Annotated in this window: 11 protein-coding genes and 1 tRNA gene; 11 read left to right on the forward strand and 1 reads right to left on the reverse strand. The window is 66.7% G+C overall.

Features of this window, described 5'->3' with window-relative positions:
• Nucleotides 1-31: 31 nt before the first annotated feature.
• Nucleotides 32-1,258 carry a pyridoxal phosphate-dependent aminotransferase gene (locus tag ACFWM2_RS22355; protein ID WP_383282546.1) on the reverse strand — a complete coding sequence of 409 codons (1,227 nt, stop codon included), beginning with the start codon at nucleotides 1,256-1,258 and terminating at the stop codon, nucleotides 32-34.
• Nucleotides 1,259-1,506: 248 nt separating this feature from the next.
• On the opposite strand from ACFWM2_RS22355, the gene ACFWM2_RS22360 reads away from it, so the two are divergent.
• The 11 genes from ACFWM2_RS22360 (at nucleotide 1,507) to ACFWM2_RS22410 (ending at nucleotide 15,897) form a co-directional block, all read left to right on the forward strand.
• Nucleotides 1,507-1,579, forward strand: a tRNA-Trp gene (locus ACFWM2_RS22360).
• Between the two features lie 109 nt (nucleotides 1,580-1,688).
• Nucleotides 1,689-1,973: a preprotein translocase subunit SecE gene (gene secE / locus ACFWM2_RS22365; RefSeq protein ID WP_383282549.1), complete on the forward strand. Its 285-nt coding sequence runs from the start codon at nucleotides 1,689-1,691 to the stop codon at nucleotides 1,971-1,973.
• A 77-nt stretch (nucleotides 1,974-2,050) separates the two neighbouring features.
• A complete protein-coding gene (gene nusG / locus ACFWM2_RS22370) occupies nucleotides 2,051-2,977 on the forward strand; it encodes a transcription termination/antitermination protein NusG (protein ID WP_383282552.1) in 927 nt (308 codons plus the stop codon).
• Nucleotides 2,978-3,156: 179 nt separating this feature from the next.
• Nucleotides 3,157-3,591 (forward strand): 50S ribosomal protein L11, encoded by a 435-nt coding sequence (gene rplK / locus ACFWM2_RS22375; RefSeq protein ID WP_095748118.1) that lies wholly within the window; start codon nucleotides 3,157-3,159, stop codon nucleotides 3,589-3,591.
• A 79-nt stretch (nucleotides 3,592-3,670) separates the two neighbouring features.
• A complete protein-coding gene (gene rplA / locus ACFWM2_RS22380) occupies nucleotides 3,671-4,396 on the forward strand; it encodes a 50S ribosomal protein L1 (RefSeq protein WP_383282556.1) in 726 nt (241 codons plus the stop codon).
• 153 nt (nucleotides 4,397-4,549) lie between these two features.
• Entirely contained in the window at nucleotides 4,550-5,410 is an 861-nt protein-coding gene (locus tag ACFWM2_RS22385) for a hypothetical protein (protein ID WP_383282559.1), read from the forward strand.
• A gap of 167 nt (nucleotides 5,411-5,577) precedes the next feature.
• Nucleotides 5,578-6,444 carry a DUF1396 domain-containing protein gene (locus tag ACFWM2_RS22390; RefSeq protein WP_383282562.1) on the forward strand — a complete coding sequence of 289 codons (867 nt, stop codon included), beginning with the start codon at nucleotides 5,578-5,580 and terminating at the stop codon, nucleotides 6,442-6,444.
• A gap of 307 nt (nucleotides 6,445-6,751) precedes the next feature.
• Nucleotides 6,752-7,282 (forward strand): 50S ribosomal protein L10, encoded by a 531-nt coding sequence (gene rplJ / locus ACFWM2_RS22395; protein WP_383282565.1) that lies wholly within the window; start codon nucleotides 6,752-6,754, stop codon nucleotides 7,280-7,282.
• Between the two features lie 110 nt (nucleotides 7,283-7,392).
• A complete protein-coding gene (rplL, locus tag ACFWM2_RS22400; protein WP_383282568.1) occupies nucleotides 7,393-7,773 on the forward strand; it encodes a 50S ribosomal protein L7/L12 in 381 nt (126 codons plus the stop codon).
• A gap of 644 nt (nucleotides 7,774-8,417) precedes the next feature.
• Nucleotides 8,418-11,903 carry a DNA-directed RNA polymerase subunit beta gene (gene rpoB / locus ACFWM2_RS22405; RefSeq protein ID WP_383282571.1) on the forward strand — a complete coding sequence of 1,162 codons (3,486 nt, stop codon included), beginning with the start codon at nucleotides 8,418-8,420 and terminating at the stop codon, nucleotides 11,901-11,903.
• A gap of 94 nt (nucleotides 11,904-11,997) precedes the next feature.
• Entirely contained in the window at nucleotides 11,998-15,897 is a 3,900-nt protein-coding gene (locus ACFWM2_RS22410; protein WP_383282574.1) for a DNA-directed RNA polymerase subunit beta', read from the forward strand.
• Nucleotides 15,898-16,468: the final 571 nt, after the last annotated feature.

Raw genomic sequence — 16,468 nt, forward strand, 5'->3', positions numbered from 1 at the left:
AAAACGTGCACCCGTGGGGTGTCCGAAAAGGTCAGTCGCGCGCTTCGGCCAGCAGCTTCTGGAGCCGCGAGACACCCTCGATCAGGTCCTCGTCACCCAGGGCGTACGACAGCCGGAGATAGCCCGGCGTGCCGAAGGCCTCGCCCGGGACCACCGCGACCTCGGCCTCCTCCAGGATGAGCGCGGCCAGCTCGACCGTGTCCTGCGGGCGCTTGCCGCGGATCTCCTTGCCGAGCAGGGCCTTCACCGAGGGGTACGCGTAGAAGGCGCCCTCGGGCTCCGGGCAGAGCACGCCATCGATCTCGTTCAGCATGCGCACGATCGTCTTGCGGCGGCGGTCGAAGGCCTCGCGCATCGTGGCAACGGCCTCCAGGCTGCCGGAGACGGCGGCGAGCGCGGCGACCTGGGCCACGTTGGAGACGTTCGACGTGGCGTGCGACTGGAGGTTGGTCGCGGCCTTGACGACGTCCTTCGGGCCGATGATCCAGCCCACGCGCCAGCCCGTCATGGCGTACGTCTTGGCCACGCCGTTGACGACGATGCACTTGTCGCGCAGCTCGGGCAGCACGGCCGGCAGCGAGACGGAGACGGCGTCGCCGTACACCAGGTGCTCGTAGATCTCGTCGGTCAGCACCCACAGGCCGTGCTCGACGGCCCAGCGGCCGATGGCCTCGGTCTCGGCCTCGGTGTAGACCGCGCCGGTCGGGTTGGAGGGCGAGACGAACAGGACGACCTTGGTGTTCTCCGTGCGAGCCGCCTCGAGCTGCTCGACGGTGACCCGGTAGCCGGTGGTCTCGTCGGCGACCACGTCGACCGGGACACCGCCGGCGAGACGGATCGACTCCGGGTACGTGGTCCAGTACGGCGCCGGAACGATCACCTCGTCGCCCGGGTCGAGGATCGCGGCGAAGGCCTCGTAGATCGCCTGCTTGCCGCCGTTGGTCACCAGGACCTGCGAGGCGTCCACCTCGTAGCCGGAGTCGCGCAGTGTCTTCGCGGCGATCGCGGCCTTCAGCTCGGGCAGACCACCGGCCGGCGTGTAGCGGTGGTACTTAGGGTTCGAGCAGGCCTCGATGGCGGCCTGCACGATGTAGTCCGGGGTCGGGAAGTCGGGCTCACCGGCGCCGAAGCCGATCACCGGACGTCCCGCGGCCTTGAGGGCCTTGGCCTTGGCGTCCACGGCGAGAGTGGCGGACTCGGAGATCGCGCCGACTCGGGCGGAGACCCGGCGCTCGGTGGGAGGGGTTGCAGCGCTCATGGACCCCATCGTTTCAGACTGGAAACTCCCCCGGCACGCGGGTTTCACAGACTGAACACCTGCTGAACAACCGTCCGGATCCGGACGGCACGCCGGTCGATCTTCGGCGGACAAAGCCCGTACGGACGCTTTCTGTTCGACGACCGGCCGCGGAGCACGTACACTCTCACCTCGTTGGCCTTCACGGGCCGCACTCATCCGGTGCACACCGAGCATCCGGGCGGATGCGGTACGTTGGGGTGAACCAAAGGGTCGTAGCTCAATTGGTAGAGCACTGGTCTCCAAAACCAGCGGTTGGGGGTTCAAGTCCCTCCGGCCCTGCTACACAATCCTTCGCCAGGAAATGTGTGCGCATGTACGTACTGCTTTGCACCGCCGTGCGGCTCAACCGGGCGCGGCACGGCCACGACCCGGAATCAGGTGAGGACGAGTGACGGACGCCGTGGGCTCCATCGACATGCCTGATGCCCAGGATGAGGCGCCGGAGTCCAAGAAGACCCGCAAGGGCGGCAAGCGTGCCAAGAAGGGCCCGCTGAAGCGCCTTGCCCTCTTCTACCGCCAGATCGTCGCGGAACTCCGCAAAGTCGTCTGGCCGACTCGCAACCAGCTGACGACCTACACGACCGTGGTGATTGTCTTCGTCATCATCATGATCGGCCTGGTGACCGTGATTGACTATGGGCTCAACCACGCCGCCAAGTACGTTTTCGGCTGAGCCAGAAGCGAAGGGCGCCGTACTCGGCGCCCCTTTCGCATGTTCCACCCCCATGTATCCAGGAAGAAGCAGCCACCGTGTCTGACCCGAACCTGAACGACGCCACCGAGTCGGTCGAGTCCGTTGACGACGAACTCGACATCGTCGAGGGCGCGGACGTCGAGGACGAGGTCGAGGCTGCCGACGCCGCTGCCGGTGAGCCGACCGAAGAGGCGGCCCTGCACGTCGAGGACGAGTCCGGTGAGGACGAGTCCGGCGGAGACGTCGAGGACGAGCCGGCCTCCGAGGACGCCGTCGCGGTCGAGGACGAGACCGAAGCCGCGGCTGAGGACGACACCGAAGCCGAGGACGAGACCGAGGCCGAGGTCGAAGAAGAGGCCGAGCCCGTCGACCCCGTCACCGCCCTGCGCGAGGAACTCCGCACTCTCCCCGGCGAGTGGTACGTCATCCACACGTACGCCGGTTACGAGAACCGCGTGAAGACCAACCTTGAGCAGCGCGCCGTCTCGCTGAACGTCGAGGACTTCATCTTCGCGGCCGAGGTGCCGCAGGAAGAGGTCGCGCAGATCAAGAACGGCGAGCGCAAGACCATCAAGCAGAACAAGCTCCCGGGCTACGTCCTGGTCCGCATGGACCTGACGAACGAGTCCTGGGGTGTCGTTCGCAACACGCCTGGTGTCACCGGCTTCGTGGGCAACGCCTACGACCCGTACCCGCTGACGCTGGACGAGATCGTCAAGATGCTCGCCCCGGAGGCCGAGGAGAAGGCCGCCCGCGAGGCCGCCGAGGCCGAGGGCAAGCCCGCTCCGCAGCGCAAGGTCGAGGTCCAGGTACTGGACTTCGAGGTCGGCGACTCGGTCACGGTCACCGACGGCCCGTTCGCGACGCTGCAGGCGACCATCAACGAGATCAACGCCGACTCGAAGAAGGTCAAGGGTCTCGTCGAGATCTTCGGCCGCGAGACCCCGGTCGAGCTTTCCTTCGACCAGATCCAGAAGAACTAGCCTCCCGGGGCCCTTCTGGACCACATGCCTCCGAACAGGTCAGACAGGCTCTCGCAGCCCGTCTGACCTGCTCGGTTTTTGGCCGCGCATGGATACCCGTTATCGTTGTGCGGTATGCCTCCATCCGGATGATCCGGACTGGACGGCTGAAAACTCTCACTAGGACCCGGAGAGAGCACATGCCTCCCAAGAAGAAGAAGGTCACGGGGCTTATCAAGCTCCAGATCCAGGCCGGCGCGGCCAACCCGGCTCCGCCGGTCGGTCCCGCGCTGGGCCAGCACGGCGTCAACATCATGGAGTTCTGCAAGGCCTACAACGCCGCGACCGAGTCGCAGCGCGGTTGGGTCATCCCGGTGGAGATCACGGTCTACGAAGACCGCTCGTTCACCTTCATCACGAAGACCCCGCCGGCCGCGAAGATGATCCTCAAGGCCGCGGGTGTGGAGAAGGGCTCCGGCGAGCCGCACAAGACCAAGGTCGCCAAGATCACCCAGGCGCAGGTCCGCGAGATCGCCACCACCAAGATGCCCGACCTGAACGCCAACGACCTGGACGCCGCCGCGAAGATCATCGCCGGCACCGCCCGTTCCATGGGCATCACGGTCGAGGGCTGAAGCCCACCTCGTACGCCTTGAACCGTGGTGGGGCCTGCTCGGCCCGTACCACGACTCCTCAGAACACACAGGAGCAGTAGTGAGCAAGCGCAGCAAGTCTCTCCGCGCTGCGGACGCGAAGATCGACCGGGACAAGCTCTACGCCCCGCTCGAGGCCGTCCGTCTCGCCAAGGAGACCTCCACGTCCAAGTTCGACGGCACCGTCGAGGTCGCCTTCCGTCTGGGTGTCGACCCGCGCAAGGCCGACCAGATGGTCCGTGGCACCGTGAACCTCCCGCACGGCACCGGTAAGACCGCCCGGGTCCTGGTCTTCGCGACCGGTGACCGTGCCGAGGCCGCGACCGCCGCGGGCGCCGACATCGTCGGCTCCGACGAGCTCATCGACGAGGTGGCGAAGGGCCGTCTGGACTTCGACGCCGTCGTCGCCACCCCGGACCTCATGGGCAAGGTCGGCCGCCTGGGCCGTGTCCTCGGCCCGCGTGGTCTGATGCCGAACCCGAAGACCGGCACCGTGACCCCGGACGTGGCCAAGGCCGTGACCGAGATCAAGGGCGGCAAGATCGAGTTCCGCGTCGACAAGCACTCGAACCTGCACTTCATCATCGGCAAGGCGTCCTTCGACGACACCCAGCTGGTGGAGAACTACGGCGCCGCGCTGGACGAGATCCTTCGTCTGAAGCCGTCGGCCGCCAAGGGTCGCTACATCAAGAAGGCCGCGATCAGCACCACGATCGGCCCCGGCGTTCCGATCGACCCGAACCGCACCCGCAACCTCCTCGTCGAGGAGGACCCGGCCGCCGTCTGAGCCCTCCGCTCACCTCGGTAGCCGCGTCGCGCACGCGAACCCAGGACGGGCCCCGCACCTCTCGAGGTGCGGGGCCCGTCCGTTTTCCCGCCGCCTGTGTCAGTGGCCTGCGCTAGCGTGCAGCTCAGAGTCATCACTCAGGGGTGGGGGGACATGATCAGCACCGTGATGCGGCGCGCGTGGCTGTCGCTGGCCGTCGTCGGCGCGGTGGCCGGGGGACTGGCGGCCTGCGGCCCGTCCGGGGCGCCCGGGGGCGGCGCCGGGACCACGGACGACGCTCGCGGCGCGGCGGCGGCCACACGAGTCACCAAGGCGCTGAGCGGGGTCCGCGAGAAAACCGAGAAGGCGGGCTCGGCCCGGGTCGACTGCACCATGTCCATGGGGGACACGGTGGCGACGCGATCGACGGGAGCCATCGGCTGGGCCGACGGCCTCTCCGGCACCCTGACCATCACCTACACCGGCGGCAGCTGGGCCAAGACGATGCGCGAGCTGGGCAATGTCTCCACGCCGGCCCGCTTCGTCGCCGACGCCTACTACGCGAAGATGAGCGACAAGTTCGCCGCCGTCTCCGGGCACGGCAGGCACTGGATCAAGTACGACTACGAAGCCTCGGCGAGCTTCACCCCGGCCCAGTCGGTCGAGCTCCTGCTGGCCGCCCCCGACACCCGCGAGGTGGGTACGGCGACGGTCCGCGGCGTCCGCACCACGCACTACTCGGGCACGGTGGACGTCGCCCGGCTGGGCACCTCACGCCCGGGCCTCACCGACACCGAGCTCGCCGAGCTGACGCAATGGCTGAAACAGGCCGGTATCACCAAGGAGCGCGTCGACATCTGGGTCGATGCCCGGGGCCTGCTGGTGGAGCGGTCCGAGCGCGGCGAGGTGACCGGTGGCACCTCGGTCACCACGGCGTACTACAAGGACTACGGCACGCGGGTCCGCATACCCGAGCCGCCGCCCGCCGCGGACACGGTCGACTTCGCGGACCTCGTGAACACGAAGACGTCCTGAGGCCCGTGGAGCCGGGTGCGCCCGTGTGCTCCGGCCGGCGCGAACGTTCCGGCCACGCCGAACTCCAGTGCCTCACAGCCCACTTGAAACTCACAAGACCCGTGAGTTCCACTGCGTTAGGATCGCGCTCTTGCTGTGAATCGACCATATGTTCCTTGGGGGGAATCGTGGAGATATCTGTGCGTGGCGCCGGGCGCCGCAGAGCGACGGGCGCGGCACTGGCCGCCCTGGCCCTGGCAGGGGGTGCGGTCGCGTGTTCCAAGGGCGGCACCGCGGACGGGTCGCCGCGGATGACGCCCGCGGCCGCCGTGGCGAAGGCCGCGAACAACGCCGAGGACATCACGTCCCTGCGCTACCGGATGGCGGGGAAGATCCCGGAGCAGGGCCGTATCGAGGCCGAGGCGTCGATGAGCCTGAAGCCGATCGCCATGAGCATGAAGATGACGGCGCTCGACGCGGGTGCCGACAGCGGGCAGGTCGAGCTCCGCATGGTCGACGGGGCGCTGTACATGGGCGGGGGCGAGGAGGCCGCCAAGGAGATGGACGGCAAGCACTGGATCAAGTTCGACATCTCGGGGAAGGACGGCGGCAGCGGAGGCGTCGACGCCTCCAAGATGCAGGACCAGGTCCAGCAGAACCCCGCTCAGGAGTCCACCTTCCTCACCGGCTCCAAGGACGTGAAGAAGGTCGGCACCGTGAAGGTCGGCGGCGTCGAGACCACCCACTACAAGGGGACGGTCACCCTCGACGAGTTCCGCGCGAGCCTCAAGAAAGAGGACAGGACCACCCGGGAGACCCGCGAGAAGAGCCTCAAGCAGTACGAGGACATGGGCGTCGACAAGCTCACGATGGACATGTGGATCGACGGGGACGACCACGCCAAGAAGTTCCGCATGCGGGCCGCCGCCGACAAGGGCCCGCTGGACATGACCATCACGTTCCTCGACCTGAACAAGCCGGTGACGGTTGAGGCCCCGCCCGCCGGCGACACGGTCGACCTGGCCGAGTCGCTGCGCGACTCCGAGCAGGGCTGAGCCCCGGACCGGGGCGTTTGCGCGCTCCGGAGGGTGGCTTCCGGGCGGATTTGCTCGAGAGCGATCCGGTCACGTACTCTTCCACAGAAGCCAAAGACCGCTGGTCGTTGCCGTGCGCTTGCAAGAGGGCGCGGTGGCCGAAGGATCCGCTGAAACTGCGGACGACCCGCGTAGGTGAACGTGGATGTGCTCCCGGAATTCGCTCGCGAAAATCGGTAGAGCTACGCCCCGTGCGCCTGCGCCGGGGCGTTTCGTTTTGCCCAGCCCCTTCTGAGCGGTCCTCATCACCCGGAAGGAGGCCACGCTTATGGCAAGGCCCGACAAGGCTGCCGCGGTAGCCGAGCTCGCGGACCAGTTCCGTAGCTCGAACGCCGCTGTGCTGACCGAGTACCGGGGTCTCACCGTGGCGCAGCTCAAGACGCTGCGTCGTTCGCTCGGTGAAGACACCCAGTACGCCGTGGTGAAGAACACGCTGACCAAGATTGCGGCCAACGAGGCCGGGATCAACACGCTCGACGACCTGTTCAACGGTCCGACGGCGGTCGCCTTCATCACCGGTGACCCGGTGGTGTCCGCGAAGGGTCTTCGTGACTTCGCCAAGGACAACCCGAACCTCGTCATCAAGGGCGGTGTCCTTGACGGCAAGGCGCTGTCCGCCGACGAGATCAAGAAGCTTGCGGACCTCGAGTCCCGCGAGGTTCTGCTCGCCAAGCTGGCGGGTGCCTTCAAGGGCAAGCAGTCCCAGGCTGCCACGCTCTTCCAGGCGCTTCCCTCGAAGTTCGTCCGCACCGCGGAGGCGCTTCGTGCCAAGAAGGCCGAGCAGGGCGGTGCCGAGTAATTCGGCTCGCACAATGACCGCCGCCTGAGGCGACGGTCGTAGCGGGCCGAACGTACGCCCGCCTCACCAGTACATACCGGCACCTGCCGAATTAGTGGAAGGACGCCATCATGGCGAAGCTGTCCCAGGAAGAGCTGCTCGAGCAGTTCGAGACCCTCACCCTCATCGAGCTCTCCGAGTTCGTGAAGGCCTTCGAGGAGAAGTTCGACGTCACCGCCGCCGCCGCGGTCGCCGCTGCCCCGGCCGGCCCCGCCGCCGCCGTCGAGGCCGCTGAGGAGCAGGACGAGTTCGACGTCATCCTCACGGGTGCCGGCGAGAAGAAGATCCAGGTCATCAAGGTCGTGCGTGAGCTGACCTCGCTGGGTCTGAAGGAGGCCAAGGACCTCGTCGACGGCGCTCCGAAGCCGGTCCTCGAGAAGGTCGCCAAGGAGGCCGCCGAGAAGGCTGCCGAGTCCCTCAAGGGCGCCGGCGCCTCCGTCGAGGTCAAGTAGTCCCGACTTGCGGCTACGGCCGCATGGCGTGGCGACGAGTCCCAGGCGGACTCACGCAAGCCGATACGGCCGCTCGCATAGGGCTGTAACGCTGACGCACTGAAGAGCGATCACCCAGTTGGGTGGTCGCTCTTCGGCGTTCAGGGGGTCCGCGAGGCGGCTGCCTTGCGGAGCCGGTCGTGACGAGTATGGTGATCTTCGTTGTGCCTCCGGCGGCCCCTGGGGACGAGCTGCACGTGACGATGGCAGCACCTAGTTGGGGCATGGGGGGCCTTGACGAACCGCACGGAGCGCGCAATTCTCAGGACGCGTCGTCACAACGATCCGGATCCGAGGCATGGATCGGTGGCGAAGAGGGCAGTATCGATGTGCATTGAGGGCGTGGCTTACCGCAGGTGTTGAGAACAACGAGGGTCTCAAAAAACCGGGACTGGACATCAGTGGGCCTAGTGGCTACACTGACCCTTTGCGCTGCCTGTTAGCTGCCTCCTGCCCGTCACCAGGGGCATGCCCTCGCTTGAGCACCGATGATCGAACCATCTCTGACCTGGCCTCTTCGGCCCTGTCAGCCAGGGACCATCTCTGTGCACCTGCTGGGGACCGGTACGCGCGTAGTGAGTCCGAGCCCTCGGAAGGACCCCCTCTTGGCCGCCTCGCGCACTGCCTCGACCGCGAATACGAACAACGGCGCCAGCACCGCCCCGCTGCGCATTTCCTTTGCAAAGATCAAGGAGCCCCTCGAGGTTCCGAACCTTCTTGCGCTGCAGACCGAGAGCTTCGACTGGCTGCTCGGCAACGCCGCGTGGAAGGCTCGTGTCGAGGCGGCTCTGGACTCAGGTCAGGACGTCCCCACCAAGTCCGGTCTGGAGGAGATCTTCGAGGAGATCTCCCCGATCGAGGACTTCTCCGGGTCGATGTCGCTGACCTTCCGCGACCACCGTTTCGAGCCTCCTAAGAACTCCATCGACGAGTGCAAGGAGCGCGATTTCACGTACTCCGCGCCGCTCTTCGTCACCGCCGAGTTCACCAACAACGAGACCGGCGAGATCAAGTCCCAGACGGTCTTCATGGGCGACTTCCCGCTCATGACCAACAAGGGCACCTTCGTCATCAACGGCACCGAGCGTGTCGTCGTGTCGCAGCTGGTCCGTTCGCCGGGTGTCTACTTCGACTCCAACATCGACAAGACGTCCGACAAGGACATCTTCTCGTCCAAGGTGATCCCGTCCCGGGGTGCCTGGCTCGAGATGGAGATCGACAAGCGCGACATGGTCGGTGTCCGCATCGACCGCAAGCGCAAGCAGTCCGTCACCGTTCTCCTGAAGGCTCTCGGTTGGACGACCGAGCAGATCCTCGAGGAGTTCGGCGAGTACGAGTCCATGCGCGCCACCCTGGAGAAGGACCACACCCAGGGCCAGGACGACGCGCTCCTCGACATCTACCGCAAGCTGCGTCCGGGTGAGCCCCCGACCCGTGAGGCCGCGCAGACGCTGCTCGAGAACCTCTACTTCAACCCGAAGCGCTACGACCTCGCCAAGGTCGGCCGGTACAAGGTCAACAAGAAGCTGGGCGGCGAGGCCCCGCTGAACGCCGGCGTGCTGACCGTCGAGGACATCATCTCGACGATCAAGTACCTGGTGAAGCTGCACGCCGGTGAGACCGAGACCGTTGGCGACAACGGGACCTCGATCGTCGTCGAGACCGACGACATCGACCACTTCGGCAACCGTCGTCTGCGCAACGTCGGCGAGCTCATCCAGAACCAGGTCCGCACGGGTCTGGCTCGTATGGAGCGCGTCGTCCGCGAGCGCATGACGACTCAGGACGTCGAGGCGATCACGCCGCAGACCCTGATCAACATCCGGCCGGTCGTCGCCTCCATCAAGGAGTTCTTCGGCACCAGCCAGCTCTCGCAGTTCATGGACCAGAACAACCCGCTGTCGGGTCTGACGCACAAGCGTCGTCTCTCGGCGCTGGGTCCCGGTGGTCTGTCGCGTGAGCGGGCCGGCTTCGAGGTCCGTGACGTGCACCCCTCGCACTACGGCCGCATGTGTCCGATCGAGACCCCCGAAGGCCCGAACATCGGCCTGATCGGCTCGCTCGCCTCCTACGGCCGGGTCAACGCGTTCGGCTTCGTCGAGACGCCGTACCGCAAGGTCGTCGAAGGCGTCGTCACCGACGACGTCGACTACCTGACGGCCGACGAAGAGGACCGATTCGTCATCGCCCAGGCGAACGCCATCCTCTCCGAGGACATGCGTTTCGAGGAGTCCCGCGTTCTGGTCCGCCGTCGTGGCGGAGAGATCGACTACATCCCGGGTGACGACGTCGACTACATGGACGTCTCGCCGCGCCAGATGGTGTCGGTCGCGACCGCCATGATCCCGTTCCTCGAGCACGACGACGCCAACCGTGCCCTGATGGGCGCGAACATGATGCGTCAGGCCGTGCCGCTCATCAAGTCCGAGGCGCCGCTGGTCGGCACCGGCATGGAGTACCGCTGCGCGGTCGATGCCGGTGACGTCCTGAAGTCGGAGAAGGACGGTGTGGTCCAGGAGGTCTCCGCGGACTACATCACCACCGCCAACGACGACGGCACGTACACCACGTACCGCCTCGCGAAGTTCTCCCGCTCGAACCAGGGCACGTCCGTCAACCAGAAGGTTGTCGTGGACGAGGGCGCCCGGATCATCGCCGGCCAGGTTCTGGCCGACGGTCCGGCGACCGAGAACGGCGAGATGGCGCTGGGCAAGAACCTGCTCGTGGCGTTCATGCCGTGGGAGGGTCACAACTACGAGGACGCGATCATCCTGTCGCAGCGCCTCGTACAGGACGACGTCCTCTCCTCGATCCACATCGAGGAGCACGAGGTCGACGCCCGTGACACCAAGCTCGGCCCCGAGGAGATCACCCGGGACATCCCGAACGTCTCCGAGGAGGTCCTCGCGGACCTCGACGAGCGCGGCATCATCCGGATCGGTGCCGAGGTCGTCGCCGGCGACATCCTCGTCGGCAAGGTCACGCCCAAGGGCGAGACCGAGCTGACCCCCGAGGAGCGCCTGCTCCGTGCGATCTTCGGTGAGAAGGCGCGCGAAGTGCGCGACACCTCGCTGAAGGTGCCGCACGGCGAGATCGGCAAGGTCATCGGCGTCCGCGTCTTCGACCGTGAAGAGGGCGACGAGCTGCCGCCGGGCGTGAACCAGCTGGTTCGTGTCTACGTGGCGCAGAAGCGCAAGATCACGGACGGTGACAAGCTCGCCGGCCGGCACGGCAACAAGGGCGTCATCTCGAAGATCCTGCCGATCGAGGACATGCCGTTCCTGGAGGACGGCACCCCGGTCGACATCATCCTGAACCCGCTGGGTGTCCCGTCCCGAATGAACCCGGGACAGGTCCTGGAGATCCACCTCGGCTGGCTCGCCAGCCGCGGCTGGGACGTCTCCGGGCTCGGCGAGGACTGGGCGCAGCGCCTGCAGGCCATCGGTGCCGACCAGGTCGCTCCGGGAACCAACGTCGCCACCCCCGTCTTCGACGGTGCGCGTGAGGACGAGCTCGCGGGCCTGCTCCAGCACACGATTCCGAACCGCGACGGCGACCGCATGGTGCTCCCGACCGGTAAGGCGAGGATGTTCGACGGCCGCTCCGGCGAGCCGTTCCCGGAGCCGATCTCGGTCGGCTACATGTACATCCTCAAGCTGCACCACCTGGTCGACGACAAGCTCCACGCCCGTTCGACCGGTCCGTACTCGATGATCACCCAGCAGCCGCTGGGTGGTAAGGCCCAGTTCGGTGGCCAGCGCTTCGGTGAGATGGAGGTGTGGGCGCTTGAGGCTTATGGCGCCGCTTACGCCCTCCAGGAGCTGCTGACCATCAAGTCCGACGACGTGACCGGCCGCGTGAAGGTCTACGAGGCCATCGTCAAGGGCGAGAACATCCCCGAGCCCGGCATCCCCGAGTCCTTCAAGGTGCTCATCAAGGAGATGCAGTCCCTGTGCCTCAACGTGGAGGTGCTGTCCTCGGACGGCATGTCCATCGAGATGCGCGACACCGACGAGGACGTCTTCCGCGCGGCGGAGGAGCTTGGCATCGACCTGTCCCGGCGCGAGCCGAGCAGCGTCGAAGAGGTCTGACGGGAGTCCGGAGGCCTTCGTCATGAAGGCCTCCGGCCCCAGGACCCCCGTATCAGACCCCATGACTTACAACCCTGAGAGGGATTGACGCATAGTGCTCGACGTCAACTTCTTCGACGAGCTCCGGATCGGTCTGGCTACTGCTGACGACATCCGTCAGTGGAGCCACGGCGAGGTCAAGAAGCCCGAGACCATCAACTACCGCACCCTCAAGCCCGAAAAGGACGGACTCTTCTGCGAGAAGATCTTCGGTCCGACCCGGGACTGGGAGTGCTACTGCGGCAAGTACAAGCGCGTCCGCTTCAAGGGCATCATCTGTGAGCGCTGCGGCGTCGAGGTCACTCGCGCCAAGGTGCGTCGTGAGCGGATGGGTCACATCGAGCTTGCCGCTCCCGTCACCCACATCTGGTACTTCAAGGGCGTCCCGTCGCGCCTCGGCTACCTGCTCGACCTCGCCCCGAAGGACCTCGAGAAGGTCATCTACTTCGCGGCGTACATGATCACGTACGTCGACGAGGAGCGCCGCACCCGCGACCTGCCCTCGCTGGAGGCGCACGTCTCCGTCGAGCGTCAGCAGGTCGAGAACCGTCGCGACTCCGACCTGGAGACCCGCGCCAAGAAGCTCGAGACCGACCTGGCCGAGCTCGAGGCCGAGGGCGCCAAGGCCGACGTACGCCGCAAGGTGCGCGAAGGTGCCGAGCGGGAGATGAAGCAGCTGCGCGACCGTGCGCAGCGCGAGATCGACCGTCTCGACGAGGTGTGGACCCGCTTCAAGAACCTCAAGGTTCAGGACCTGGAGGGCGACGAGCTCCTCTACCGCGAGCTGCGTGACCGCTTCGGCACGTACTTCGACGGTTCGATGGGTGCCGCGGCGCTGCAGAAGCGCCTGGAGTCCTTCGACCTGGACGAGGAGGCCGAGCGCCTCCGCGAGATCATCCGCACCGGCAAGGGCCAGAAGAAGACCCGTGCGCTCAAGCGCCTCAAGGTCGTCTCCGCGTTCCTGCAGACGAGCAACAGCCCCAAGGGCATGGTGCTCGACTGCGTGCCGGTCATCCCGCCGGACCTGCGTCCGATGGTGCAGCTGGACGGTGGCCGCTTCGCGACCTCCGACCTGAACGACCTGTACCGCCGCGTGATCAACCGCAACAACCGCCTGAAGCGACTCCTTGACCTCGGTGCCCCCGAGATCATCGTGAACAACGAGAAGCGCATGCTTCAGGAGGCCGTCGACGCGCTCTTCGACAACGGCCGTCGTGGTCGCCCGGTCACGGGCCCCGGCAACCGTCCGCTGAAGTCGCTGTCCGACATGCTCAAGGGCAAGCAGGGCCGCTTCCGTCAGAACCTGCTCGGCAAGCGAGTCGACTACTCGGCGCGTTCCGTCATCGTCGTCGGCCCGCAGCTGAAGCTGCACCAGTGCGGTCTGCCCAAGGCCATGGCGCTGGAGCTCTTCAAGCCGTTCGTGATGAAGCGGCTCGTGGACCTCAACCACGCGCAGAACATCAAGAGCGCCAAGCGCATGGTCGAGCGAGGCCGCACGGTCGTGTACGACGTCCTGGAAGAGGTCATCGCCGAGCACCCGGTTCTGCTGAACCGTGCGCCGACGCTGCACCGCCTCGGCATCCAGGCCTTCGAGCCGCAGCTCGTCGAGGGCAAGGCCATCCAGATCCACCCGCTCGTCTGCACCGCGTTCAACGCGGACTTCGACGGTGACCAGATGGCCGTGCACCTGCCGCTCTCCGCGGAGGCGCAGGCCGAGGCCCGCATCCTGATGCTGTCCTCGAACAACATCCTCAAGCCGGCCGACGGCCGCCCGGTCACGATGCCGACCCAGGACATGGTCCTCGGTCTGTTCTTCCTGACCACGGACGGCGCGCTGCGCAACGTCAAGGGCGAGGACCGCTCCTTCGCGTCCGTCGCCGAGGCGATCATGGCGTTCGACGCCGGCGAGCTCTCGCTGCAGTCCCGCGTGGACATCCGCTTCCCGGTGGGCACCATCCCGCCGCGCGGCTGGACCCCGCCGGAGCGCGAGGAGGGCGAGCCGGAGTGGCAGCAGGGTGACACCTTCCGTCTCCGTACGACCCTGGGCCGCGCTCTCTTCAACGAGCTGCTGCCCGAGGACTACCCGTTCGTCGACTACGAGGTCGGCAAGAAGCAGCTCTCCGAGATCGTCAACGACCTCGCCGAGCGCTACCCCAAGGTCATCGTGGCGGCGACGCTCGACAACCTGAAGGCGGCCGGCTTCTACTGGGCGACCCGCTCCGGCGTCACCGTGGCCATCTCCGACATCGTCGTTCCCGAGGCGAAGAAGGAGATCGTCAAGGGTTACGAGGCGCAGGACGAGAAGGTCCAGAAGCAGTACGAGCGCGGTCTGATCACCAAGGACGAGCGCACGCAGGAGCTCATCGCGATCTGGACCAAGGCGACCAACGAGGTTGCCGAGGCGATGAACGCGAACTTCCCGAAGACGAACCCCATCTTCATGATGGTTGACTCGGGTGCCCGAGGAAACATGATGCAGATGCGTCAGATCGCCGGTATGCGTGGTCTGGTGTCGAACGCCAAGAACGAGACGATCCCTCGTCCCATCAAGGCGTCCTTCCGTGAAGGCCTGTCCGTGCTGGAGTACTTCATCTCCACGCACGGTGCCCGTAAGGGTCTGGCGGACACCGCCCTGCGTACCGCCGACTCGGGTTACCTCACCCGTCGTCTGGTCGACGTCTCCCAGGACGTCATCATTCGCGAGGAGGACTGCGGCACCGACCGCGGCCTGCGCCTGGCCATCGCCGAGCGCGGTGCGGACGGCGTCCTGCGCCTGTCGGAGAACGTCGAGACCAGCGTGTACGCACGTGCGCTGGCCGAGGACATCGTCGTCGACGGTGTGGTGCTGGCCCCGGCCAACACCGACCTGGGCGACGTCCTCATCGACGAGCTCGTCAAGCACGGCATCGAGGAGGTCAAGACCCGCTCGGTCCTGACCTGTGAGTCCGCCGTCGGTACCTGCGCCATGTGCTACGGCCGCTCGCTGGCCACCGGCAAGCTGGTCGACATCGGTGAGGCGGTCGGCATCATCGCCGCCCAGTCCATCGGTGAGCCCGGCACGCAGCTGACGATGCGTACCTTCCACACCGGTGGTGTGGCCGGTGACGACATCACCCAGGGTCTGCCCCGTGTCGTCGAGCTCTTCGAGGCTCGTACGCCGAAGGGTGTCGCCCCGATCTCCGAGGCGGACGGTCGTGTCCGTATCGAGGAGACCGAGAAGACCAAGAAGATCGTCATCACCCCCGACGACGGCAGCGACGAGACGGCGTTCCCGATCTCGAAGCGTGCCCGTCTGCTGGTGGGCGAGGGCGACCACGTCGGGGTGGGCCAGAAGCTCACCGTGGGTGCCACCAACCCGCACGACGTGCTGCGGATCCTCGGTCAGCGCGCGGTCCAGGTCCACCTGGTCGGCGAGGTCCAGAAGGTCTACAACTCGCAGGGTGTGTCGATCCACGACAAGCACATCGAGATCATCATCCGGCAGATGCTGCGCCGAGTGACGATCATCGAGTCCGGCGACGCGGAGCTGCTGCCGGGCGAGCTCGTCGAGCGTGGCAAGTTCGAGACCGAGAACCGTCGTGTGGTCCAGGAAGGCGGCCACCCGGCCTCCGGCCGTCCGCAGCTGATGGGTATCACCAAGGCCTCGCTCGCCACCGAGTCGTGGCTGTCGGCGGCGTCCTTCCAGGAGACGACCAGGGTTCTGACGGACGCGGCGATCAACGCCAAGTCCGACTCCCTGATCGGCCTCAAGGAGAACGTCATCATCGGTAAGCTCATCCCGGCCGGTACGGGCCTGTCCCGCTACCGCAACATCCGGGTCGAGCCGACCGAGGAAGCCAAGGCCGCGATGTACTCGGCCGTCGGCTACGACGACATCGACTACTCGCCGTTCGGCACGGGCTCCGGCCAGGCCGTCCCGCTGGAGGACTACGACTACGGTCCGTACAACCAGTAAGGCGTACGTCTGCTGAAGGGCGGCCACTCCGTTCCGCACGGGGTGGCCGCCCTTCGGCGTGCCCGGGGCTCGGCACGAGGGTGCACAGGCTCGACGCGACGGCGTGCAGAGGCGCGGCACGAGACAGGAGCCGCGGAGAGGCCCCGCGGCTCCCTGGGCTGCCGGGAAGGGCTGCCCGGGCGTCCAGCGCGCCTTCAGGGGCGCTCAGAGGGGTGCGGCGGGCGGGGGCCGGCGCAGGCGCGGGGCGGATACGTCGTCAAAGAGTCTGAAAACGGGGCGCGGGCGGCCGTATCCCATACACAGCAAGGGCTCGGGAGAGCGGCAGCGCGACCGGCGTGTCCCCTGCGCAGGCATTTGTTTTGACCGGAGTGGATGCGGTAGGTACGCTCAGACCTTGTGCCTGGGGTGTGCCCTGGCTCCCGTGCGTGCCTTCAAACCGCAAGGGGAGTCGTAAGCGGCCACCGTAATCTGCGCCCTTTTCGCCTCGCGGCGGGAGTCTGCAGTATTCGACACACCCGACCGCGTGGGTCGGCGATGTTCCAGGTTAGCTTCACCATTCGGCACACAGAAA

Source organism: Streptomyces sp. NPDC058371 (assembly GCF_042723265.1).
In the GTDB taxonomy this organism is placed as follows: domain Bacteria; phylum Actinomycetota; class Actinomycetes; order Streptomycetales; family Streptomycetaceae; genus Streptomyces.